Origin of the sequence: Ruegeria profundi (genome assembly GCF_049800715.1) — a bacterium.
In the GTDB taxonomy this organism is placed as follows: domain Bacteria; phylum Pseudomonadota; class Alphaproteobacteria; order Rhodobacterales; family Rhodobacteraceae; genus Ruegeria; species Ruegeria profundi_A.
This window is the reverse complement of record NZ_JBNAFO010000001.1, coordinates 703156-725999: the sequence shown is the minus strand read 5'-3', so window position 1 is coordinate 725999 and position 22844 is coordinate 703156. Positions and strand designations below refer to the sequence as shown.

Below are 22844 nucleotides of genomic sequence, written 5' to 3'. Positions count from 1 at the left end.
GCGTCTTCAGGGTGACCGTTTTTGCAGCAGGTAGATATCCATGATCCAACCATGATCGGCGCGGGCCTGCGCACGGGTGGTCAAAATGGTCTCGGCCACCTCATCCAGCGGGCCGTGGATCAGGATCTCTTCCTTCATGCCGACATAAGCGCCCCACCAGATATCGAACGCCTCCATGTCCAGAGCCTGGAACGAACACTCGCCGTCCAGCATCACGGCAACCTTGGTGGCGTCCGAGGGCCAGCCTTCGTCGCGAATACGACGGCCAGTGGTAACAACATAAGGCGCGCCGATCTCGTTGATGGGAATGGTATGGGCTGCTGTCAGCGCTTGTAGCGCGGTAATCCCCGGAATCACGCGTTTGCGCGGTTGCGGGTCCAGCCGAGAGGCAATCCGAAGCGAGCTGTCATAAAGCGAGGGATCCCCCCAGATCAATAGGGCGATCTTTGAGGCCTCAGGATGTTCCGCCATCGCTTCTTGCCAGCGCAGTGCAATAGCATCGTGCCACTCGTCGACGCCTTGCAGATATCCGTCGTCCGAGCGGCGCTTGGGGATATCGAAATACGCGATCTGCGGAGGCATCTCAGTGACCTTGGCGATGATCTCCTCCCGCAGTCCGGCCAGATCGGCTTTGTTCTCACCCTTGCGCGGGATCAGGATCAGATCCGCCTCGCGGATTGCCTGCGCGCCTTGCAGGGTTACGTGATCGGGATTTCCGGTGCCAATTCCGACCAGGGACAGCTCATACATCCTCGAACTCCGCCAAGGGCCCATAGAGGATAAGGGCAGGGGCCGTTCCGATCTCGGATTTCAGCGTGTCGGTCAGCGCGCCAATGGTCGAGCGGTGCAGCTTCTGATCCGGTGTGGAAACGGATTCCGCCATCAGTGCAGGCGTATCCAGTGGCAGGCCGTTGGCGTGCAGGGCCTCGACCAGCAGCGGAAAGGTCCGTTTGCCCATGAACACAACGGTGGTCGCCGCAGCGTCCGCCAAAGCGGTCAGGTTCAGATCGGGGGGCAGTTGCCCGCTGACATCGTGGCCGGTGACAAACTGTACACGCCGGGCCGTCAGCCTGCGGGTCAGCGGAATACCGGCAGCGGCTGCGGCTGCGATGGCCGAGGGGATGCCGGGGATGATCTCATAGTCGATCCCGGCTGTACGCAGGGCGACGATCTCTTCCTCAAGCCGTCCGAACATGCCGCCATCACCGGATTTCAACCGCACGATACGTTGTCCGGTCTGCGCGTATTCCACGAGCAGGCGGCTGACATGATCCTGTTTCGGCGAGGGCCGCCCGGCCCGTTTGCCGACGCCCACAAGATCCGCATCCGGTTGCGCGTGGCTCAGAATGGGCCCGCTGCTCAGATCGTCGAACAGAACGGCGTCGGCCTTCTGCATCCGGTCCACAGCCTTCAGGGTCAGCAATTCCGGGTCTCCCGGACCGGACCCGATGAATGACACAAACCCACTCATGCCGAGGCCTCGGCGATGAGGTGAAAGAACGTACCGGTGACATTGCTACGGCGTGATCCGGTCTGCGGGCCTTCATCTCCTTCGGCATCGAACACGCGCGCCAGCGGTGCATCAGGCTGTTCGATGATCGAGGAATAGTGGAACTCATGCCCGCGCAGCGATGCGCCTTGCGCAAACCCCGGCATCGGAGACAGCAGTTCGGCCCGGCGATACCCCAGGTTGAACTTGCGCTTCTGGTACGAGGTCTGCAGCCCCAGCAATCCAGCCATCTGGTGCGGCACGCCCTCTTTGTCGATCAGAACCTCACCAAGGGCCATATAGCCACCGCATTCCCCATGCACCGGCTTGGTTTCCGCGTGTTTCCGCAAACCGGTCAGGAACGTGCCCGCGGCAGCCAAAGTGCCCGCGTGCAGCTCCGGATACCCGCCCGGCAACCAAACCAGATCGGCATCATCGGCAGGGGCTTCATTGGCTAATGGAGAAAACGGCAGGATCTCGGCCCCCGTCGCGCGCCATCCCTCCAAAAGATGCGGATAGGTGAACGAAAACGCCGCATCCCGGGCCAATGCGATTCGTTGCGCCGGAGGCCGCGGCAGCGCGGCTGACGATGGCCCTTTGGGGCCTGAGGAAGCCGCCAGTTTGATCGCCTCAAGGTCCACATGTTCCCGCAGGAAGGAAGCATATCCGACAATGGCGCTTTCCAGATCAGGATGCTCAACCGCTTGGATCAGCCCTAGGTGACGTTCCGGCAGAGTCAGGTCTCCGCGACGGGGCAATACGCCCAGAACCGGCAGGCCTGCACGTTCCATTCCCAGCCGCGTCAAACGCTCATGCCGAGGGCTGGCGCAGCGGTTCAGGATAACTCCGGCGAAAGGCAGGTCGGGGTTGTACATCTTGAACCCAAGCGCGGTCGCCGCCGCCGATTGGGCCTGACCGCCCACGTCCAACACCAGCACAACAGGCCAGCCCATCCGCTGTGCTGTCTCGGCGCTGGACCCATGCCCCAGCTCTCCTGGTTTGGCGACGCCGTCAAACAAGCCCATCGAGCCTTCGGCCACCACGATATCCGCCCCTTCGGCCTGATCCGAGATCGCGCCAAGCAGCCCGTCGCCCATCGCCCAACTGTCGAGGTTGAACGACGCCCGCCCCGCAGCCGCGCGGTGGAAGGCCGGGTCAATATAGTCGGGGCCGCTCTTGAACGGCTGTACTGTGAGGCCATCCTCGGCCAGCGCCCGCAACAGGCCCAGCATCACGGTGGTTTTGCCGGTCCCCGAAGAGGGGGCCGATATCAGAATGCCCGGAGGGTTAGTCATCGAGTCATTCATCCTCGGGGCTCCAGCTAGACCATGGGCTGTCCGCACTTTGCGGGCGATAGCGACGGTCATAGTCTTTTGAGTACAGGCAGCTTTCGTCGAACCCTTCACCTGCCAACGCAGGCCCGACAATGATCAGCGCGGTGCGCGAAATACTTTCATCCAGCGCGTCTTCGAGGGTGGCCAATGTCGCGCGGATGATCCGCTCATCCGGCCAACTGGCTCGATAGACGACCGCTACTGGGCAGTCCGCGCCATAGGCAGGGCTCAGATCGGCAATCACCTTGTCCAAGTTGCCGATCGACAGATGAATGGCCAATGTCGCACCAGTGCGGGCAAAGTTTTCCAACGTTTCGCCTTCGGGCATCGAGGACGCACGGCCCGGGGTCCGCGTCAGGATCACAGATTGCGCCAGGCCGGGCAAGGTCAGCTCGGTGCCCAAAGACGCCGCAGCCGCAGCGAATGAAGGCACGCCCGGGGTAACGCTGACGGGGATGCCCATATCTTTAAGTCGGCGGATTTGTTCACCCATTGCCGACCAGACCGACAGATCGCCCGAATGCAGGCGTGCTACATCCTGGCCGGCCTTATGCGCCGCATCGATCTCGGCCATGATCTGATCCAGATCCATGGGCGCGGTGTTGATGATCTTAGCGCCTTCGGGGCAGTGGCTCAGAATTTCTTCGGGCACCAGAGATCCCGCATAGAGGCAAACGGGGCAGGAGGCGATGATATCGCGCCCACGCAGTGTGAGCAGATCGGCAGCGCCCGGTCCGGCGCCAATGAAATGAACGGTCATGAGTGTCCTCCGATGGCAATGGCGCATGTCGCCAGCCCGTCGTCCGAGATATGTCTGGGTGAAAGAAGCCGCGCGCCTTTCCCGGCGGCGACCAATGCGGATGCTTCGGCCACGCTACCAGTGCCATAGGTGGCGCGGCTGCGGTTCGAGCATGTCAGGGTGCGCTGCCCGGCCAGATCGGCTGCGGCAACGAAATGCAAGGGCAGGGCAAGGCCTTCTGCGAAACTGGCCAGAGCCAGGTGGCCCTCTTTGTCGGCAACGGTTGCCAAGGCTTGAACGTCATGATCAGCGGCAGCGGCGTCATAGGCCGCGCGCAGGCTGTCCACTGTTGCGCTTGATGAAAAGCCAAGGCCTGCGACGATCATAGCGTCACACTCCATTGCACGACCGGATAGGCCGATTTCCATCCGCGCCGAGAGCCGAGCGGTGCCGAGTGCGCAAGTTCAATCCGCAAAAGATCTCCGCCCAATTCTTCGTGCCAGCGGGCCAGCAGCGCTTCGCTTTCCAAAGTAACGGCGTTGGCGACCAAGCGGCCGCCTGATGGAAGGGCATCGCGCAGCCACGCCAAGAGATCGGCGCTGAGACCGCCTCCAATGAACACAACATCGGGCAGAGGCAGACCTGACAGCGCATCCGGCGCCGTACCGTGAACGACATTCAACCGATCTTGCCCCAACGCATCGGCATTGCGTCGAATGCGTTCGGCACGATCGGCACGCGGTTCTATGGTTGTGGCCGTCAAGGTCGGATCGCACATCAGCCATTCAATGCTGATCGAGCCCGTGCCGCCACCAATATCCCACAGATGCTCACCGCGTTGTGGGGCCAGCGCCGACAGGGTGAGCGCACGGATGGGGCGTTTGGTAATCTGGCCGTCGGTCTCGAAAATCTCGTCGGGTTTGCCCGAGGCCTTGGGGAAAACGCGTCCCTCGCCCGCAACCTCCAGCCCGACGCAGACCGGGTGATCGAACGTGCCCAGAAGCGCTTCGGTCAACGAGACCGAGCGTGCGCGTTCACGCGGGCCGCCCAGAGCCTCCATCACGTGCAACTGGGTATCGGCGAAGCCCGTCTCGGTTAAATAGGTCGCAAGCTCTGCAACAGCTGCACCATTGCGCAGCAGGATGATCGCCCGCAGCCCCGGAGACAGGTGCGGTCGCAAACGCGTCAGAGGAGCGGCGTGTAGACCAAAGGTCTGGATGCCCTCTAACGGCCACCCCAAACGCGCGGCGGCCAGCGAAAAGGTGGATTGGCCGGGTCGAGCTGTCCACTCGGCAGCCTCGAAATTGCGTGCAATCACCGAGCCCGCGCCGAACCAGAAGGGATCGCCCGAGGCCAGAACCACCGTCGCACGACCCCGAAGTCCGGTCAGGATCGGCAGACCGTCGGAGAACGGCACCGGCCATTCGATCCGCTCAGCCCCAGTTTCGGGCGCCAGTGACAGGTGGCGAGGCGGGCCCATGATGACCTCGGCCCGATCCAGCACTTGACGGTTTGCGGGCGACAGGCCATCAAGCCCATCTTCACCTAGGCCCAGAACGGTTAGCCACGGAGTATCAGACATGACCCACCTCCTGATCCTTGGCGGAACGACCGAGGCAAACGCTTTGGCCAAAACCGTTGCCGAACAGGGGCTTGCAGCGACCTATTCCTACGCGGGACGAGTCGAGAATCCGCGCCCGCAGCCCTTGCCGGTTCGGGTCGGCGGGTTTGGCGGCGTTCAGGGTCTGGTTGCTTACATCCACCACAACGGGATCAGCCATGTGATCGACGCGACGCATCCTTTCGCCTCGCAGATGAGCCGAAACGCGATTGAGGCCTGCCGTGATGCGCAAACGCCACTGGCCGCGCTGACGCGACCCGCCTGGCGCGCGCAGTCCGGCGATGACTGGCGACACGTTCCCGATATTCCCGCCGCAGTTGACGCGTTGAACGTCGAGGCGCAGCGTGTGTTTCTTGCGGTTGGTCGGATGCATCTTGAGGAGTTCTCGGCCCAGCCCCAGCATCACTATTTGCTGCGACTGGTGGATGCGCCCGAAGAGCTGCCCTTGCCGAATGCCGACGTGGTTGTCGCGCGCGGCCCGTTTGCCGAGGCTGACGACCGCGCGCTGATGCAAAGGCACGGGACGCAGTTGGTTGTGTCCAAGAACGCAGGCGGCACGGGCGCGCGGGCCAAGCTGGACGCGGCGCGGGCGCTGGGCCTGCCGGTGCTGATGATCGACCGTCCGGTCCTGCCAGAGCGGACCGAGTTGTCGACGATTGCACAGGTTCTGGACTGGCTGGCTCATTCTGGCGTGAACCTCGGCGTGTAGACAATCGGCGCGCCGTCGCGCTCGATCACGCGGGTGCGCGATGATCCGACAATGACCACCGTCTGCATATCCGCCATCTCGGGCGTGGCCTCGGCCAGAGTGGAAATCCGGATCGCTTCGTCCTCGCGCGACACGGCGCGCGCGAAAAGGATCAGGCGTTCAGGCTCACATTCCTCACGCAGGATTTCCAGCGTTTTCACAAAGCCTTCCGGTCGCGACTTCGAGCGGGGATTATAAAAGGCCATCGAGAAATCCGCTTGCGCCGCTAGACGCAGCCGCTTTTCGATCAGGGACCAGGGCTTGAGGTTGTCGCTAAGGTTGATAGCGCAGAAATCATGCCCCATAGGCGCGCCTGCACGGGCAGACGCGGCCAGCATCGCGGTAATCCCGGGCAGTACATCAATCTGAATGTTGCGCCATTCTTCCGGGCCGTTCTCCAGCGCCTCGAACACCGCAGCGGCCATCGCAAAGACACCCGGATCGCCAGAAGACACAACGACGACGCGTTTCCCCTCGGCCGCCATCTGTAACGCGTGTTGCGAGCGGTCGATCTCAACCCGGTTGTCACTGGCGTGCAGCGTCAGGTCGGGGCGTTCGGCCACGCGCTCAATATAGGGGATGTAGCCGACCACATCGGTCGCCTCGGCCAACGCAGCGGAGACTTCGGGCGTGACCAGGTCTTCATTGCCCGGCCCGAGGCCTGCGATCTTGACCCAGCCGCTCATGGCCGACGCCCTTGACCATGCACCAGGATAATCGAGAAATAGGGGGTGATCCCCTCACAATTCTCGGATAGTTTGCAGACGCGCTGGTTTGGCATTTGCGCGTATTCCACGATCCACGCGCGGTCATACATTCCGGCGGTCTTGAGCGCGCGCTTCACCTTGTCGATATTGCGCCCGATCTTCATCACGACCAGCGCATCAGTCTTCGCCATGCGTTCGGCCAGAACCTCTTCTGGCAGGGTCGCTGCCAGAACTGTCAGGATATCGTCGCCCCATGTGATCGGATCGCCGGTTGCTGTCCAAGCGCCCGACATTCCGGTGATGGCCGGGACGACCTCGACCGGGGCGATATCGCGGAGGCGGGTATAGAGATGCATGAACGAGCCGTAGAAGAACGGGTCACCCTCGCACAGTACAACGACGTCTTCGCCCGTCCCAGCAAGGGCTTTCAGATGGTGCGCGCAGTCCTCGTAGAATGCAGCCAACAGTTCATTGTAGCGCGGATCGTTCAGAGGGATCTCGGTTGTGACGGGGTATTCCATCGGGAACTCCACCGCGCCTTCCGGGATCATACCGTTGACGATCTGGCGGGCCTGACCACTGCGGCCCGGCTTGCGGAAAAACGCCACGTGGCGGGCATTGCGCAGCAGGCGGTCGGCCCGCACGCTCATCAGGTCGGGGTCACCTGGGCCGAGGCCAACGCCATATATCTTGCCGGCGCTCATTCGGCGCGGCTCGCGATGGCGTTGATGGCGGCGACCGTGATGGCGCTGCCACCGAGACGGCCTTTGACGATGCAGGACGGCACCGGCTGCGCCTCCCATAGGGCGTCCTTGGATTCGACCGCGCCGACAAAGCCCACGGGGCAACCTATGATGGCAGCGGGGCGCGGGCAGTCAGGGTCTTCCAGCATGTTCAGCAGGTGAAACAGAGCCGTCGGCGCATTGCCGATAGCGACCACAGCGCCTTCCAGATGCGGGCGCCACAACTCTAGCGCCGCAGCAGAGCGTGTGTTGCTCATCTCTTCAGCCAGAGGGCGCACGCGCTCGTCATGCAGCGTGCAGATCACCTCATTTTCGGCGGGCAGGCGGAATCGGGTCACGCCCTCGCTGACCATGCGCGCGTCGCACAGGATCGGCGCGCCGTTTTCCAGCGCGGTACGCGCGGAGGATACAAAACCGGGTGAGAAATGGACGAATTCTTCCAGCCCGACCATGCCAGCCGCGTGGATCATCCGAACGGCGACCTGCTCTTCATCGACGTCGAACCGGGCCAGATCGGCCTCGGACCTGATGGTTGCAAAGCTCTCCTTGTAGATCGCCGCGCCGTCGGTTTCATAAGTGTAGGGCATCAGGTGAAGTCCATCGTCATCAGTGTTTCGGGGTCCAGCCCGCGCAGGATTGGCTCATCACCCGCACGGCCCTGTTTGACAAGATCAAATCGTTCGTTCTGGCCGACTAAAGTCACATCCGCGGGACCCATCCGGGCGCACCCTTTGGAACACCCCGAAACATGAAGTGTGCCGGGTACAAGCGGGGCCAATTCGCGCGCGATATCGCGGGTTTCCGCTTGCGCCTGCGGGCAGAACGGAGCGCCGGGGCAGGCGTCGGTGGTCATAAGCGGGTCGGTGCCGTCCGTGACGAAGCCCGGGGCGGGTATCGCCGCCCCGCCTTCCAGCAGGATCAGCCGCCAAGGGGTGACACGCAGGGCAGAGGCGCCGCAGTCGCGGATCAGCGTGTACAGATCATTCGCGGGCAATTGCCCAAAGACCGCACCATAGAGGCTGCCCAGAGCACAAGCGCCCGGTTGCAACGGCGCGCCGATGGGGCCGGGGTCGCTGCCTTGCCATTCCGCAGGCAGCCCAAACGCCGCCACGGCTCGCGCCATGCGGCGGGTGTCTCGCGTGAAGACCTTTGCAAACCAAGTAGCCAGAGCAATGAGGTGATCAATGGCCTCAGCCTCGGAAATTGCGTGCCCTGTCTCTGCCCCGTCGGCGCGCAGGATGAGCCCATCGGCGGAACGCTCCAACCGGATATCGGCCGAGGCCGTCGCCAGCAGGCGCTCCGGTCCTGTATCGATGGCAAAGCCGAACTTGGCCGGTAACGCGGGCAACTCACTCAGGCGATCGATCAATTCCTGAGTCAGCCGCGCGGTCAGATCGCCCGGCTGATAAAGCGGTGAGACCAGAATATTGCGACGGACCTCAATACCCGGCTCCGCGTCCAACAGCCCAAGCGCGGACAGCTCGGACAGCAAAGCCTGGTGTTCCCCTTCCTGTACGCCACGCAACTGAAGGTTCGCACGGTTGGTCAGGTCGATTGTGCCATTGCCAAATTTTTGGGCCAGTTCACACAGGCCAAGCGCTTGTGGCGCGGTCAGCCGCGCCAGCCGAGGGCGCACGCGCACCACCAGCCCGTCCCCAGACATCATCGGTCGGTGGGCGCCGGGGCACCAGCCTTGGACGACTGGTTTTGGGGTGGGCGCGCTCATTCCAGCCCCTCCAGATCCGCCCGAATTGAGTTGCGCCTTGTGTTCCACAACCCAGCATCCAACAGCGCGCGGAACCGGTCCTGCATGGCCTGATGGGCCTGCGGATTGGCCTGCTGCAGGAAGGCATCCACGTCTTCATCGCCCAGCGTGGCATCGTGGTAGAGGTCGAACAGATGCGGCGCAACGGTGCCCGACAGATGCGCGAATGAGGCCATGTGATCCAGCGTCGCCGCGATCTCGGCCGCGCCCCGGAAGCCATGCCGCTGCATCCCGGCGATCCAGTCCGGATTGGCTGCGCGGGCGTGGACAACGCGGCTGATCTCTTCCGGCAAGGTGCGGGCGCGTGGGTTTGCGGGGTTGGTATTGTCCAGATGATACAGCTGCGCGGTGCCACCCGTGGCCTTCTTGGCGGCGGCAAAACCGGCCTCATGCGTGGCGTAGTCATTGGCCAGGAGAAGGTCTGTTTCGGTCAGGTCCTGCAGGTGAACAAAACTGTCGGCATGTGCCACACGTTGCGTGATGCCCGCCTTGTCCTGAACGATATTCTCGCCCTCCAGCGCGAAGGAGCTGGCCTCAAGCCATGCCTCACCTGCCTGCGCGCGGGCCTCGTCGGTATAGACCTCGGACAGTTGGGTCATGTTGACGCCATAGCTGCCAGGCGCGGGGCCGAACACGCGGGCCGACGGGGCCTGACCGGCATAAGGGTTCCAGTCGGTCGCCTCGTCCCGCGCCGCTAACGCGCGGATCGCCTGACCGTAAAGCGCCGAGAGGGTTGGGAAGACGTCCCGGAACAGGCCCGACACACGCAGCGTCACGTCCAAGCGCGGGCGGCTGAGGTCGGTGATCGGCAGCACCTCGATCCCCGAGACCCTTTCGGAGCCTTTGTCCCAGACCGGTTTCACGCCCAGCAGGTGCAGCGCCATGGCGAATTCCTCGCCAGCCGTGCGCATGGTGGCCGAGCCCCACAGGTCGACGATCAGCCCCTTGGGATAGTCGCCTTCTTCCTGAAGGTGGCGGCGGACCAGTTCCTCAGCCAGTTTGACGCCTTGGGTATAGGCCGCCCTCGTCGGCACCGATCGGGGGTCGGTGGTATAGAGGTTCCGCCCGGTTGGCAGAACATCCGAGCGTCCGCGATAGGGGGACCCGGACGGCCCGGCCTCGATCCGTTTCCCGGCCAGCGCGTCGATCAGAGCATTTCGTTCCGCATTGGCCGAAGGCGCGGGGTCGAAAGTACCGGATACCTCAGGTGCGCGGCCATAGATATGCAGCCCATCGCCGAACTGGCTTTCTTTGATATCGCAGACAAAGCGGTCGATGCGGGTGATCGCCTCTGCAGTGCAAGTGGCTTGATCGAGGCCCAGATCGCTTTCCAACCCGATGGCCTGTGCCTCATCCCGAATGTCCTCTTGAAGGCGGTCGCGGCGTTTGGGATCAAGCCCGTCCGCGTTCGAGAACTCGTCTAGCAGAGATTCCAGCCGCACCATACGATCCGGCGTGCCGCTTTCCTTCATCGGGGGCGGGATATGGCCCAGCGTCACAGCCCCGATCCGACGCTTGGCTTGCGCGGCCTCGCCCGGGTCGTTGACGATGAAGGGGTAGATCACTGGCAAGTCGCGGATCAGCGCCTCTGGCCAGCAATTCGCCGACAAGGCAACGGATTTGCCCGGAAGCCATTCCAAAGTGCCATGCGCACCGATATGGATCAGCGCATCAGCACCCAGCCCCTTGCGCAGCCACAGATAGAAGGCGACATAGCTGTGGCGCGGGGTGCGAGACAGGTTGTGATAGTCGTCATCGCGCAGATCGGGTGTGCCGCGTTCGGGTTGCAGGGCAACCAGCGCGTTGCCTCGGCGCAGGGCGGTGAAGTGGAACGCGCCTTCGGTAAAAACCGGGTCGTCCTCGGGCTTACCCCAAACGGTTTGCAGATCGGTGCGCAGTTGCTCGGACAGGTCTGCTAGGGCTGCCTGGTAATCTTCCAAAGACCATGAAATGCGCGCATCCAGCAGGGTTTCAGCAATTGGTTCGGCCGGTGCGGTGTTGTAGCCCTCGGCCTGAAGATCGGTCAGGATCGCCTCGGCCGAGGCCAGCGCGTCGAGCCCCACCGCATGCGCCATTTGCCAGTCTTTGCCGGGATAGGTCGACAGCACCAGCGCGGGCACCTGATCCGCCTTGGGCTTGTCATGCAGGGTCAGCCAGCCGGTGACACGGTCGATAATCGCTTCGATCCGTTCTTGCTCAGCCCGGTGGGCAAAGCGGGAATATTCCAGATGCGGATCGCGCTTGCCCGGTTCCTTGAACGAGGCTATGCCCGCTGAAATGCGCCCGTCGACTTCGGGCAGTACCACATGCATGGCGAGGTCGGCGGGGGAGAGGCCTCGTTCGGCCTCGGCCCAAGCCTTGCGGCGGGACGTGGCGAGAGCCATCTGAAACACGGGTACGCCCGCCGTGTCCAAAGGAGACGTTCCCGATGCCCCTTTGCCCGAGAAGGAGGTGGCGTTGATGATCGCCGAAGGTTTCAGCGCGACGATGTTGTCACGCAACCATTCAGCGGCAGCAGGAGCCTTGAGCGAGGGGGCGAATAGGCCCACCGCCTCGAACCCGCGACCCCGCAAGCTGCGGATCACGGCGGCAACAGGGGCCGTATCCGCCGAGGTCAGGTAGGCGCGATAGAAGGTGACGACGATACGTTTTGTGTCGCCCGCAAAGGCCGTCTCAACCGGGATCACGCCGCGATCAGGACACCACGCGCCAGATTCGGGCAGGGTCTTGGCCCCCATCACCGGGCCAGCGTAAAGCCCCGCCGCGAGCGCCATCTGCGCCAAGGCGGCCTGTGCCGCGACTTCACCGCCGGTGTCTGAAAGATGGGCCAGACGGCGCAGGGTCGAGACGGGTAAGGTGGAATATTCATCCAGCCGCGTATCCTCACGCCCGTCGGCGGGCAGGACGGCCAGCGCGATCCCCTTGGCCTGCGCAAGTGACAGAACTTGCTGCAGCCCGTAGGCCCAGTAAGGCACGCCGCCAATCAGACGGATCAGAATGCCCTTGGCGCCCTCAAGCGTCTGTTCCACATAGGTGTCGACTGACAAAGGGTGCTTCAACGCCGTCAGGTTCGCCAACCGCATCGTGGGCATACGCCCATCCGGCCCGCCACCGCGATGCCAGCCCGCCGCGAAAGCGCCAAGGTCGCTGTCCGAGAAGGACAGCACCACCAAATCCGCCGGGCTCTGGCCCAGATCGGTTGGGGTTTCTGTTTCTTCTAACCCGTGGCTTTCGCGGAAGACGACGTGCATTGGTCTTACTCAGCGGCCTCGGTGACACCAGCGAGGATATCGCGGATTTCTGCTTCTCTGATGTCGTCATGTTCGGCGATCACCACCATACGCGAGCGGCGGTCTTCACCGGGCTCCCACGGACGGTCATACTGGTGACGCACACGAGCACCCACGGCCTGAACCAGCAGGCGCATAGGCTTGCCTTGAACGGCGGCATAGCCTTTTACGCGTAGGATGTTCAGTTCATTGGCCAGACGCTCGATCTTGGCGACCAGATCGGCAGGATCGGACTGTTCCGGCAGATCAACGATGATACTTTCGAAATCGTCGTGCTCGTGATCGTGGTGAGCATCGTGATGCGACGGGCGAGCGTCCATGTCATCCTCGGCTGCGGCCTCAAGACCCAGAACGACGCGCACATCCACGGCGCCTTCGGCCACTTCGACAACGGGAAGCGGGCGAGGGGCCTCGGCGGCGATGATCTCTTTCGCTTTGGCCACGCCTTCGGGACCGGCCAGATCAGGCTTGGTCAGCAGGATGATGTCGGCGCAGGAAATCTGATCCTCAAACACCTCGGACAAGGGCGTTTCATGGTCGATGGAGTCATCGGCCAGACGCTGAGCGTCCACCGCTTCGACATTCGGAGCAAAGCGACCAGCGGCCACAGCCTCGGCATCGGCCAACGCGATCACGCCATCGACGGTGATCTTGGAACGGATATCGGGCCAATCGAACGCCTTCAGCAGCGGCTTGGGCAGGGCGAGGCCCGAGGTTTCGATCAGAATGTGATCGGGGCGCGGCTCCAGCGCCATCAGAGCTTCAATGGTTGGGATGAAATCGTCGGCCACGGTGCAGCAGATACAGCCGTTGGCCAGTTCCATGATGTTCTCGGCCGGGCAATCCGGGATGGCGCAGGATTTCAGTATATCGCCGTCGACGCCAACATCGCCGAACTCATTGACCACCACCGCCAGACGCTTGCCCTGCGGGTTCTGCATCAGGTGCTTCACCAGAGTCGTTTTGCCCGAGCCCAAGAAGCCAGTGATCACGGTGACGGGGAGTTTTTCCAAGTTGCTCATTTCAGGGCTCCAATCGGGGGAATGCGGGCTGCGCAGTTTTTGCGGAAATGTTCGGGGCGTTCGCGCCATTTGACCAAGCCGTCCTCGGTCGCGAGGTACTTGGTGGCGCCGTCAACGATCACGTCGACATGGTCTGTTTCGTTCAGATGTTCATAAACGAAGGTCCAGCGATCCGGGCCGCCGCGCAGCACGATGGAACAGCCCTCGTTGCAGTTCGACAAGCATTCCACGGCTTTCAGGATAATCCCTTCCGGCAGGTCCGCCTGTTCAAGCGCCTTATGCAACAGGGTGCCGGGGCGTTTCGCATCGTCTTCAACGGGCAGCCCGCGACGACAGGTGGTGCAAACCAGCAATTCGACCGGAGCGGTCTCGGTCATGTCTCTCATCCCCCCAAATCCTCATCGTGGGGGACGGGGTTTCATGCGGGTCCCTTGACCCGACACCGGAACACCCCGTCCGGTTTCATCTTCGGGCGCTGGCAGGTCTCCCGGCTTGCGGATGTCAGAGGCGTCCTCTGTCGGATGTCCCGCCTTCCCGGCTTTGCGCCAGTGGCTTGGGCACCCTCTCCGGTCACGGTCGCGGGGGCGGCTGCGTTTGGCGGAAAACCCGTTGACGCATTCCCTTTTCATCTGTTCTCACAGACACCAACACGAGGCTCATGCGGCACGCACCCGCAGCTTGTCAAGCGCGATGCAGCCCAGACCGCTGCGGCACGTTGAAAAGCGACCTGCCAGCGTCGCTAGGCGGCATGAACATGGCGCTGATGCATGGTCGCATGGCCTCAAATCGCAAACGGAGGCGAAATCCATGAAAGTAGGTTTTATCGGGCTTGGGAATGTGGGTGGCAAGCTGTCGGGGTCATTGCTGCGCAATGGAATCGATCTGACAGTTCATGACCTGAGTTCCGATCTGGTCGAGGCCTTTGTCGCGCAAGGCGCCAAAGCGGCTGAAAACCCGGCCCAGATGATGCGCGATTGCGATGCCGTGATCACCTGCCTACCGTCGCCTGCGGCCTCGGACGCGGTGATGCAAGAGATGCTGCCTGAGGTTGGCCCCGGTAAGATCTGGATGGAGATGTCCACCACCGACGAGGCTGAGGTCAAGCGGTTGGGGGCATTGGTTCTGGAGCGCGGAGGGGCCGCCGTCGATTGCCCTGTCTCGGGTGGCTGCCACCGCGCGGCGACCGGCAATATCTCGATCTTCGCTGGCTGCGATCGCGACACCTTCGAACGCATTCTGCCCTTCCTTACGACCATGGGGCGGCGCGTTCTGCACACCGGAGAGCTCGGCTCAGCCTCGGTTCTTAAGGTGCTGACCAACTATCTGGCCACAGCCAACCTGATCACTTGTGCTGAAGCGTTGGTTACCGCCAAGGCCGCCGGGATGGATTTGAACACCACCTATGAGGCCATCAAAATCTCGTCGGGGACATCGTTCGTGCACGAAACCGAAAGCCAGGTGATCCTGAACGGTTCGCGCGATATTTCGTTTACGATGGATTTGGTGAAAAAGGATATCGGCCTCTTTCAGGACGTCGCCGACCGCGCCGGTGTTCCGCTGGAAATCAATCCGGTGATGATCAAGATCTTTGAAGACGGCATCGCCCGGTTTGGCGAGCGTGAGCTGTCGCCAAACATCATCAAACGCCTGGAAGAGGCCACGGGCTTGGACATCCGCGCACCGGGTTTTCCTACGGAAATGCAGGACGATGAGCCGGAAGAACCAGGGTACGAGGTTGTGCCTCAGGGGCGTTCCTTCTGAAAACTGATTTCCAGAGATGTTATTTAGAGGAAGGGGATGTGGAGGCGAGTACCGGAATCGAACCGGTGTACACGGATTTGCAATCCGCTGCGTCACCACTCCGCCAACTCGCCTTTTCAAGTAAAATCAAATACTTGCCGTGGTGTGATGGGCGTTTTAGCAGCTTTCATCGGGGGCGTCCAGAGTATTGCAGTCGATTTTGGGCCGCAAATCAATTTTTGTGGGCGGCCGGTCTAAACGGATCGTGAACAAGGCTTGCGGCATCTGGGCCGTTGTCGAGACAGGTCGAGTGTGGCACAAGCCAATTACCCAAGGGATTGAAAAGAGAGATCAGATGTCAGATTTCGCAGCCCGGCGCCGCACAATGGTTGATACGCAGGTACGACCCTCGGATGTGACCAAGTTTCCAATCATCGACGCGATGCTGTCCGTTCCGCGTGAAAGCTTTGTGCCATCGGCACAGCGCGAAGCGGCCTATGTTGAAGGGTTGATCGATCTGGGTAACAACCGCTGCATCCTTGAGCCCCGCACTCTGGCCAAGATGCTGGACGCGCTGAATATCTCGAATGACGAAATGGTCCTCGATATCGCGCCGGCTTACGGGTATTCAACCGCTGTCGCCGCGCGGATGGCGCAGCTGGTGGTTGGAGTCGAATCCGACGAACATCTTGCCTCTGAGGCGCAAAGCGTGCTTACCGAAGAAAATGTCGACAATGCCGTCATTCATGTCGGTCCTCTTGAAGAAGGGGCTGCCGAGCATGGCCCTTATGACGTGATTATGATACAAGGCGGTGTCGAACAGGTGCCCGACGCGGTACTGGACCAATTGAAGGATCAGGGCCGGATCGCCTGTCTGTTTGTGGATGGGCAACTGGGTACGGTTCGCATCGGTCGCAAGGCCGGTGGTGTGGTCAGTTGGCGGGATGCCTTCAACGCCAGTGCGCTGGTTTTGGACGGTTTTTCCCAAGAGTGTGCATTTTCGCTATAGTCCGCTGACTGTTGTTTCCACCACCTTGATTAGTTGAACATAAAGACGCAAACTGCCGGAGAGGCAGCGTAATTTCGATTTGAGAGGATTTGGTATGCGTGGAAAGACAGCGGGAAAGCTGGTCAAAGCGCTTGCAGTGACTGCGGCCATTGCCCTGAGTACTGTTCCCGGACGGGTCGTCTGGGCTGACAATCTGACAGATGCGTTCATCGGAGCGTATAACACCAGCGGTCTGCTGGAACAGAACCGAGCCCTGTTGCGGGCAGCGGATGAAGACGTGGCAATTGCGCTTTCCGCGCTGCGCCCGATCATCAACTGGACGGTTCAGGTTAGTCAGGATTACACGAGAACAAGAACTGACTCCGTCAGAACAAGCACCGACCCGTCGCGATTCTTCTCGGGTCTGACGCTCAGCCAGCTTTTGTATGATGGCGGGGCATCGGTGCTGGGCAAGCAGTCCGCACAGGAAACGGTTCTGTCGACGCGCCAGTCGCTAATCGATATCGAGCAGCAAGTTCTTTTCCGGGCCGCAACCGCGTATCTGAGCGTCCTGCTGCAAGAGGAAACGGTTCAGATTCGGCAAAACAACGTCGATCTGTCGAGCGAGGAACTTCGGGCCTCGAACGACCGCTTCGAAGTGGGTGAAGTAACGCGGACTGACGTGGCTCTTTCTGAGGCGCAGCTGGCCAGTTCGCGCGCGGATCTTGCGGATGCCAGAGGGGATCTCAGCACCGCTCAGGCCGAGTATGTTAATGCGGTCGGCAAGTTGCCGGGGCGTACGGCTGGGCAGCCGGGGCTTCCGAATCTCCCACGCTCGCAATCCGAGGCAATCAGCCTCGCGCAGCGCAATCACCCGGCGATTCTATCGGCTCAGCACCAGGTGCGGGCGCTGGATTTGATCGTGCAGCAGCAACGTGCCAACCTTGGGCCCAATGTCAGCCTGAACGCGGACGCGGGTGTGACGCAGCGATATGACAATGATGACTACATCAACGACGCCACTGTTTCGCTGAACTTCAACCAGCCGATCTATGCAGGCGGTCGTCTTGCGGCAAACGTGCGCCGGGCGATGGCTACGCGAGATTCGTCGCGGGCCAATCTGCTGAATGTGCAGAAAAACATCACTCAGGGTGTGACAGATGCGTTTGTGCGGTTCCAGACGGCAACGGCCAGCCTGACGGCCTCGACCGAGCGGGTCCGGGCCTCGCAAGTGGCGTTCGACGGGATTCGCGAAGAAGCAACGCTAGGCGCGCGGACCACGCTGGACGTGCTGACCGCTCAGCAAGATCTTCTGGATGCGCAATTGGCCGAGGTGGCCTCGCGCACCGAACGGTCTTTGGCGGCATACCAGCTGTTGCAGGCGCAAGGTCTTCTGACGGCTGAACGTCTGGGGCTTGCGGTGCAAATCTATGATCCGACGCTGTACTACAATCTGGTCAAAAAGGCTCCGGCGCAGGTCAGCAAGCAAAGCAAGGATCTGGATCGCGTTCTCAAAGCGTTGCGGCGGGACTGATCTATACTACTGGTTGTGACGCCCGACGTGTTTGGCTACACTTGGTCTCAAGAATAGAGCGGTAGAGAACAATGTCGGATAGCGTCATGACCTCAGGTATCGAGGATGTACTGTCGTCGGTAAAACGACTGGTGAGCGAAGACGGTCGCAAAGTGTCGGATGTCGATACTGCGACCGCTCCACGCAAGCCGGGGCGATTGGTCTTGACGGACGCGCTGCGCGTTGGTGACGCGCCAAAATCCGACCCCCTGAAACTGGAACCCAAATACAGTCCCGAGGATTCGGCGAAGCCGATGCTGCTGCGGGCCTGCGATATTGTTCAGCCGGGCGAAGCAGCCAATCACGATGGTGCTGAGGAGGTCGGCGACGAGACCACGTCGGAAAACCTGTCCGGCAGCCTGAGTGCCAAGATTGAAGCCCTTGAGGCCGCCATCGCGCGAACCGAGGACCAATGGGAGCCGGACGGAGACAGCGACGACGCGTATTCCGGCACGCCCTCGAAGGCGCTGCATTGGATACCTGCGCCCACCTTTGAAGAGGAGGACGCCGAGGATGTGGATGCACCCTCAGGCGAGGCGAATGCCGCGACAAAAGAACCGGCGACATTCGTTCGGCATGGGGACACTCCTAAAGCAGACCCAGTGGAAGACGACGCGTCTGAGGAAACGATCGAGGACGAGATCGGGTTGTCTGCGTCCGAGGAAGAAGCTCTGCGTGAGATGATCACCGAAGTTGTCCGGTCTGAGCTTCAGGGCGCGCTGGGTGAACGCATCACCCGCAATGTACGCAAGATGGTCCGGCGCGAGATTCACCGTGCTCTGACCGCCAAAGAGCTGGAATAATCGCTCAGGCCCGTTGCGGCGTCTGAGCAAGATCCAGCAGCAGATCCAGATCCATATGCTGTTCAAGATGGTCTGCCAGATCATCCAGCGCCTTTTCTACACCGTCTTCATAGGCGTTCTCGGAGGTGACTCCCAAACGCGATAGGTATTGCGCGCGGAAGGCATCGGATGAGAAAATCCCGTGCAGATAGCTGCCAAGAATGCGCCCATTGGCACTGGCGGCACCTTCAGGGCGTCCTTGCAATTCAAGCCAGGCGCGGGCGCAATCGGGTCCTTCGGTCCGGCCCATGTGAATCTCGTACCCGCTGACAGGTTCGCGATTTGGCAGGGCGCAAGCCTCGGTCAGGGTCACGTGTTTCTTGCCCGCCATGACCGTGTCAACGTCCAACAGCCCGAGCCCCTCAACCGTGCCGGGGCGGCCATCCACGCCTTCGGGGTCTGAGATCGTTTTCCCTAGCATCTGATATCCGCCACAAAGACCCATCACATGTCCACCACGGCGCACATGCGCGTATAGGTCGATATCCCAGCCCTGCTTCCGGAAATAGGTCAGATCACCGATGGTCGATTTGCTGCCGGGCAATAGCACCAGATCGGCATCACCGGGCAGCGGGCGGCCTGCGGGAATGATCTCGACACTGACGCCGGGCTCAGCCGACAGAGGGTCCAGATCGTCGAAATTGGCCATTCGCTCCAGCTGAGGCACCACAACCTTGCACGCCCCACCGGTATGAGAGCGGATGTCCATCATATCTTCGGCGGGTAGTTTCCAAGCGTCGTGGAACCAGGGCACAACACCCAGGCACGGCCAGCCGGTCCGCGCGGCGACATCATCTCGCCCTTCATCAAACAGAGATACATCGCCTTTGAAGCGGTTGATGGCAAAGCCACGGATCATCGCCAGATCGCCCTCGCCCAGCACGGCCTGAGTGCCCACGATTTGCGCAATAACGCCGCCCCGATGGATATCGCCCACCAGCACCACGGGAACTCCGGCGGCGCAGGCGAAACCCATATTGGCGATGTCACCTTTGCGCAGGTTGGTCTCAGCCGGGCTGCCCGCGCCTTCGATCAGAACCAGATCGGCGTCGCTGCACAGCCTGTCGAAGCTTTCCAGCGCGGCCCCCAGCAGTTTGGATTTGTCCTTGCGGTAGTCGCCGGCCTTCATCGTGCCTGCGCGCTGGCCCTGAACGATGATCTGCGCGCCGGTATCCGTTTCGGGTTTTAGAAGGATCGGGTTCATATCCGTATGCGTCGGGCGTTTGGCTGCGCGCGCTTGCAGGGCCTGCGCGCGTCCGATCTCGCCTCCGTTTTCTGTCACAGCTGCGTTGTTCGACATGTTCTGCGGCTTGAACGGAGCGACCTTCAGACCGCGCCGCGTGAATGCCCGCGCCAGCCCGGCAACCAGAACCGATTTGCCGACATTGCTGCCGGTGCCTTGAATCATGATGGCGCGAACCATGGCCGTCTCCTATACGTTAGGGGCAAATGACCTGATTTGACGCCAAAGGGAAAGCCCCAGATGAACACGCCTGCGCATCTTTTGATCGGCGCAGCCGCCTTTGCGCGGCCTGCACGCGGGCGCATACTTTGGGCGGCGGTGCTGGGGTCGCTGTTGCCGGATCTGTCGCTGTACCTGATGGCAGGAGTATCGCTGCATATTCTGAACATTCCACCCCATGTGGTGTTCGACGAACTGTATTTTTCACCGCAATGGCAGAAGGTTTTCGCCATCGATAACTCGTTCATCCTGTGGGGGCTGGCACTGGCGCTGGGGCTTTGGCGGGGGTGGCGAGTCCTAACGGTCGCGGCATCGGCAGGGCTATTGCATATAATGATGGATTTCGGGCTGCATGCGGGGGACGGGCGCCCTCACTTCTGGCCACTGAGCGATTGGGTCTTTCACAGCCCGGTCAGCTATTGGGACACGTCGCATCACTCGATTTGGGTCATGCCGGTGTCGATTACGCTATGCGTCGGCTCTTATGTCGTGCTTTGGAGCAGGGGGCTGTCGATATCCGCAAAGCTCTTCTTCGCGCTGTTGCTGGCGGCCGAGATCTGGGTCGCACGGCAATGGGTTCTGTTCTTCTAGGCAAAGCCAAAGAAAAACGCGCCCCAAAGTCTGGAGGCGCGCTTTTTCGTAGTGAAATCGCCTTGGATCAGGCGGCTTCGGCTTGTTGGGCGGCGTTGCGACGCTCGCTTTCTTCGCGTGACAGGGCGACGGAAGTCCGCACACCACGGCCAACGAAGTCCATCAGTCCGCTAACAACCCGCTCGTTCGGGTCAATACCCGCGCAGGACAGCACCTCGCGACCATCGCGCGAGCGGGCCCAGCGGGCGATTTGTTCGGGGCCATTGCCGTATTTCTTGTCATCGGCGATGGCATCATCCAGTGCGGCCAGCACAACAGCCGCGAAAAGTTTACGCGCACGATTGCCTTGCTCATTGTTAAAGGCAGTGCCGTCAACGAAATCTCTCATCTCGTCTTCCTTGTTGTTCTTGCTCTTGCATTTTCGGCGTGACGGTCCTTATGACCTATTAGCTCCGATTCGGATACAGCTAAAATGCATAGTTGCGTTGCGTCATTTGCATGGCTTGCTGCATGTGCAGCACTAGGTGTCGTTGTCTTGTCAGGGATGGTCCTGCCAGATATAGGGACGACAACTGACGCATCAACCGTTTGTGAAGGAATTATGTCATGCCCAAGATCAATGGGAACGAAATTCGCCCCGGCAACGTGCTTGAGCATAATGACGGGCTGTGGGCGGCTGTAAAAGTAGACCATGTAAAGCCCGGTAAAGGCGGCGCTTTTGCACAGGTCGAACTGCGCAACTTGCGCAACGGGTCTAAATTGAACGAGCGGTTCCGGTCGGCGGACAAGGTCGAGCGTGTGCGGCTGGAACAGAAGGATCAGCAGTTCCTGTACGAATCCGACGGTATGCTGGTGTTCATGGATGCCGAGACCTATGAGCAGATCGAACTGCCTGCAGACCTGCTGGGCGAGCGTCGCCCGTTTCTGCAGGACGGCATGACCATCGTGGTCGAGTTTTACGAATCCGAGGCGCTGAACGCCACGCTGCCACAAAAGGTCACTTGCCAGATCGTCGAGACCGAGCCGGTGGTCAAAGGTCAGACCGCTGCGAACTCGTTCAAACCGGCGGTTCTGGACAATGGCGTCAAGGTCATGGTGCCTCCGTTCATCGGTCAGGACGAGATGATCGTGGTGAACACCGAAACCATGGAATATTCCGAGCGCGCCTGATCGTCGCCCGTAAGTTTTGAAACAGACCGCGCTAATCTGACGCTGCGCGGTCTTTTCATGTGCGGTGGCGATAGCGTGTCGGGTCCGGGCCAAACAACTCCAACATCAGTTCATATTTGATCCGGTTGGCGCTGACTTGCCGGTAAAAGGCGATCAGGAAAGCCGTCGGCCCCTGAATGCGGCCGAGGCCACTGGTGGCGGCCACAACGGTCCCCACATCGGTTTTGCCCTGCAACACCAGCCAGCCGCCCAGCATCAATATTCCAACCGTGCCCGCGCCGTTGATTACGCTCAGCAAGAACTTGGCCGAAAGCTTCCACAGAAACATTCGCTTGCGGGTTTCATAGATGTCGTCGAACAGGGCATTGATATCCTGCTCGACCGCGTCAAGATCCTCGGTCGTCAGTTGATCTGTCGCACTGCGCAGGATGCGGACACGCTCGGCCACGAACACATTCACTTTGCGCTGCGAGACCAGAACGATAATGATCTGCGGCACGATCATCGAAAAGGCGATCAGACCCAGCCCGGGTTGCGTGGATGAGATGTAACCGATGACGCTGATCAACGTGCCGATCTGGACCACCGGGTCCGAGAATGCGCCGCCTGCGAATTTACCCAACTCCTCCGCCTCGGCCGAGATTGCGGTGGTCATGGTGCCCTTGCGCACGCTCTCGCCGGTTTCGTTGATGTCTGAGGATCGCCAAAGAAGGCGTTGGCGGATCAGGCGGATCATGTCCTCGCCCAAAGTACCCGCACGGTAGCCCAGAACCCATTTCAACGCGAGGCTCAGCAAGATCACCCCCATCATGCCAAGCCCCAGATAGACCAGGCGTTCTGCGCCCACATCGAGCGAGGTCAGATGGTTGACGATTGCGCGTTGAAACTCCAGCGGAACAGCGGCCAGAGCGGCCACGGCCACCGAGAGCAGAATAAGTAGGATCTGACGCCCGGCGCTTGCGCGCCAGATTGCGGAATAAAGTCTGAGCATGCGGGTATCCGGTTCATTCGAATAGCCGC

Annotated in this window: 23 protein-coding genes, 1 tRNA gene and 1 riboswitch; of the genes, 7 read left to right on the top strand and 17 right to left on the bottom strand. The window is 61.3% G+C overall.

The genetic code is table 11. From position 1 onward, the window contains the following. Nucleotides 1–6: 6 nt before the first annotated feature. Genes cobF through cbiE form a run of 6 tightly spaced genes read right to left on the bottom strand, consistent with a single transcriptional unit; the run spans nt 7 to nt 5144 of the window. Nucleotides 7–750 (bottom strand): precorrin-6A synthase (deacetylating), encoded by a 744-nt coding sequence (gene cobF / locus ACP15L_RS03640; protein WP_425083158.1) that lies wholly within the window; start codon nt 748–750, stop codon nt 7–9. After that, nucleotides 743–1471 (bottom strand): uroporphyrinogen-III C-methyltransferase, encoded by a 729-nt coding sequence (cobA, locus tag ACP15L_RS03635; protein ID WP_425083157.1) that lies wholly within the window; start codon nt 1469–1471, stop codon nt 743–745. The genes cobF and cobA overlap by 8 nt, the downstream gene beginning before the upstream one ends. Next, the gene (locus ACP15L_RS03630; RefSeq protein WP_425083156.1) at nt 1468–2796 is read right to left on the bottom strand and encodes a cobyrinate a,c-diamide synthase; all 1329 of its coding nucleotides are present in this window, start codon (nt 2794–2796) and stop codon (nt 1468–1470) included. The genes cobA and ACP15L_RS03630 overlap by 4 nt, the downstream gene beginning before the upstream one ends. Next, nucleotides 2789–3583: a precorrin-4 C(11)-methyltransferase gene (gene cobM / locus ACP15L_RS03625; RefSeq protein WP_170688941.1), complete on the bottom strand. Its 795-nt coding sequence runs from the start codon at nt 3581–3583 to the stop codon at nt 2789–2791. The genes ACP15L_RS03630 and cobM overlap by 8 nt, the downstream gene beginning before the upstream one ends. Then, nucleotides 3580–3948: a cobalamin biosynthesis protein gene (locus ACP15L_RS03620; RefSeq protein WP_425083155.1), complete on the bottom strand. Its 369-nt coding sequence runs from the start codon at nt 3946–3948 to the stop codon at nt 3580–3582. Before ACP15L_RS03620 ends, cobM begins: the two co-directional genes overlap by 4 nt. Next, the gene (cbiE, locus tag ACP15L_RS03615; RefSeq protein ID WP_425083154.1) at nt 3945–5144 is read right to left on the bottom strand and encodes a precorrin-6y C5,15-methyltransferase (decarboxylating) subunit CbiE; all 1200 of its coding nucleotides are present in this window, start codon (nt 5142–5144) and stop codon (nt 3945–3947) included. The genes ACP15L_RS03620 and cbiE overlap by 4 nt, the downstream gene beginning before the upstream one ends. Here cbiE and ACP15L_RS03610 point away from each other — a divergent pair. Further along, nucleotides 5143–5892, top strand: a complete 750-nt coding sequence (locus ACP15L_RS03610) for a cobalt-precorrin-6A reductase (RefSeq protein ID WP_425083153.1) — start codon at nt 5143–5145, stop codon at nt 5890–5892. The two genes, cbiE and ACP15L_RS03610, sit on opposite strands and share 2 nt — an antisense overlap. Here the strand turns inward: ACP15L_RS03610 and cobJ are convergent. From cobJ to ACP15L_RS03575, 7 genes are read right to left on the bottom strand one after another with little or no spacing between them, the layout of a single operon-like run. Next, nucleotides 5865–6617 carry a precorrin-3B C(17)-methyltransferase gene (cobJ, locus tag ACP15L_RS03605; protein WP_425083152.1) on the bottom strand — a complete coding sequence of 251 codons (753 nt, stop codon included), beginning with the start codon at nt 6615–6617 and terminating at the stop codon, nt 5865–5867. The genes ACP15L_RS03610 and cobJ overlap by 28 nt on opposite strands. Beyond that, nucleotides 6614–7342, bottom strand: coding sequence for a precorrin-2 C(20)-methyltransferase (locus ACP15L_RS03600; RefSeq protein WP_425083151.1), 729 nt, complete (start codon nt 7340–7342; stop codon nt 6614–6616). The genes cobJ and ACP15L_RS03600 overlap by 4 nt, the downstream gene beginning before the upstream one ends. Further along, nucleotides 7339–7968 carry a precorrin-8X methylmutase gene (locus tag ACP15L_RS03595; RefSeq protein ID WP_425083150.1) on the bottom strand — a complete coding sequence of 210 codons (630 nt, stop codon included), beginning with the start codon at nt 7966–7968 and terminating at the stop codon, nt 7339–7341. Before ACP15L_RS03595 ends, ACP15L_RS03600 begins: the two co-directional genes overlap by 4 nt. Further along, nucleotides 7968–9107 carry a precorrin-3B synthase gene (gene cobG, locus ACP15L_RS03590; protein WP_425083149.1) on the bottom strand — a complete coding sequence of 380 codons (1140 nt, stop codon included), beginning with the start codon at nt 9105–9107 and terminating at the stop codon, nt 7968–7970. Before cobG ends, ACP15L_RS03595 begins: the two co-directional genes overlap by 1 nt. Continuing rightward, nucleotides 9104–12397: a cobaltochelatase subunit CobN gene (gene cobN / locus ACP15L_RS03585; protein ID WP_425083148.1), complete on the bottom strand. Its 3294-nt coding sequence runs from the start codon at nt 12395–12397 to the stop codon at nt 9104–9106. Before cobN ends, cobG begins: the two co-directional genes overlap by 4 nt. A 5-nt stretch (nt 12398–12402) precedes the next feature. Next, nucleotides 12403–13458: a cobalamin biosynthesis protein CobW gene (gene cobW / locus ACP15L_RS03580; protein ID WP_425083147.1), complete on the bottom strand. Its 1056-nt coding sequence runs from the start codon at nt 13456–13458 to the stop codon at nt 12403–12405. Beyond that, nucleotides 13455–13835 (bottom strand): DUF1636 domain-containing protein, encoded by a 381-nt coding sequence (locus tag ACP15L_RS03575; RefSeq protein WP_170374172.1) that lies wholly within the window; start codon nt 13833–13835, stop codon nt 13455–13457. Before ACP15L_RS03575 ends, cobW begins: the two co-directional genes overlap by 4 nt. Before the next feature lie 83 nt (nt 13836–13918). Continuing rightward, nucleotides 13919–14122: riboswitch (cobalamin riboswitch) on the bottom strand. A gap of 26 nt (nt 14123–14148) precedes the next feature. Between ACP15L_RS03575 and ACP15L_RS03570 the strand changes: the two genes are divergently transcribed. After that, nucleotides 14149–15219, top strand: a complete 1071-nt coding sequence (locus ACP15L_RS03570) for an NAD(P)-dependent oxidoreductase (RefSeq protein WP_425083146.1) — start codon at nt 14149–14151, stop codon at nt 15217–15219. 39 nt (nt 15220–15258) lie between these two features. Here ACP15L_RS03570 and ACP15L_RS03565 read toward each other — a convergent pair. Next, nucleotides 15259–15332: transfer RNA gene (locus ACP15L_RS03565), tRNA-Cys, on the bottom strand. A 221-nt stretch (nt 15333–15553) separates the two neighbouring features. Between ACP15L_RS03565 and ACP15L_RS03560 the strand changes: the two genes are divergently transcribed. From ACP15L_RS03560 to ACP15L_RS03550, 3 genes are all read left to right on the top strand, one after another. Next, entirely contained in the window at nt 15554–16207 is a 654-nt protein-coding gene (locus ACP15L_RS03560) for a protein-L-isoaspartate O-methyltransferase family protein (RefSeq protein ID WP_425083145.1), read from the top strand. Between the two features lie 94 nt (nt 16208–16301). Beyond that, a complete protein-coding gene (locus ACP15L_RS03555; RefSeq protein ID WP_170666384.1) occupies nt 16302–17720 on the top strand; it encodes a TolC family outer membrane protein in 1419 nt (472 codons plus the stop codon). 86 nt (nt 17721–17806) lie between these two features. Then, a complete protein-coding gene (locus ACP15L_RS03550) occupies nt 17807–18562 on the top strand; it encodes a hypothetical protein (RefSeq protein ID WP_425083144.1) in 756 nt (251 codons plus the stop codon). Nucleotides 18563–18566: 4 nt separating this feature from the next. On the opposite strand, the gene ACP15L_RS03545 is transcribed toward ACP15L_RS03550, so the two are convergent. Further along, a complete protein-coding gene (locus ACP15L_RS03545) occupies nt 18567–20024 on the bottom strand; it encodes a cobyric acid synthase (RefSeq protein WP_425083143.1) in 1458 nt (485 codons plus the stop codon). 60 nt (nt 20025–20084) lie between these two features. On the opposite strand from ACP15L_RS03545, the gene ACP15L_RS03540 reads away from it, so the two are divergent. Further along, complete coding sequence (locus ACP15L_RS03540) at nt 20085–20654, top strand: cobalamin biosynthesis protein CobQ (protein ID WP_425083142.1); 570 nt, start codon at nt 20085–20087, stop codon at nt 20652–20654. A 67-nt stretch (nt 20655–20721) separates the two neighbouring features. Here the strand turns inward: ACP15L_RS03540 and ACP15L_RS03535 are convergent, their stop codons facing one another. Beyond that, nucleotides 20722–21042: a DUF6280 family protein gene (locus ACP15L_RS03535; RefSeq protein WP_108785849.1), complete on the bottom strand. Its 321-nt coding sequence runs from the start codon at nt 21040–21042 to the stop codon at nt 20722–20724. 218 nt (nt 21043–21260) lie between these two features. Between ACP15L_RS03535 and efp the strand changes: the two genes are divergently transcribed. Continuing rightward, a complete protein-coding gene (gene efp, locus ACP15L_RS03530; protein WP_170459112.1) occupies nt 21261–21824 on the top strand; it encodes an elongation factor P in 564 nt (187 codons plus the stop codon). 55 nt (nt 21825–21879) lie between these two features. On the opposite strand, the gene ACP15L_RS03525 is transcribed toward efp, so the two are convergent. Continuing rightward, nucleotides 21880–22815, bottom strand: coding sequence for an ABC transporter transmembrane domain-containing protein (locus ACP15L_RS03525; protein ID WP_425083141.1), 936 nt, complete (start codon nt 22813–22815; stop codon nt 21880–21882). Between the last annotated feature and the right edge of the window lie 29 nt (nt 22816–22844).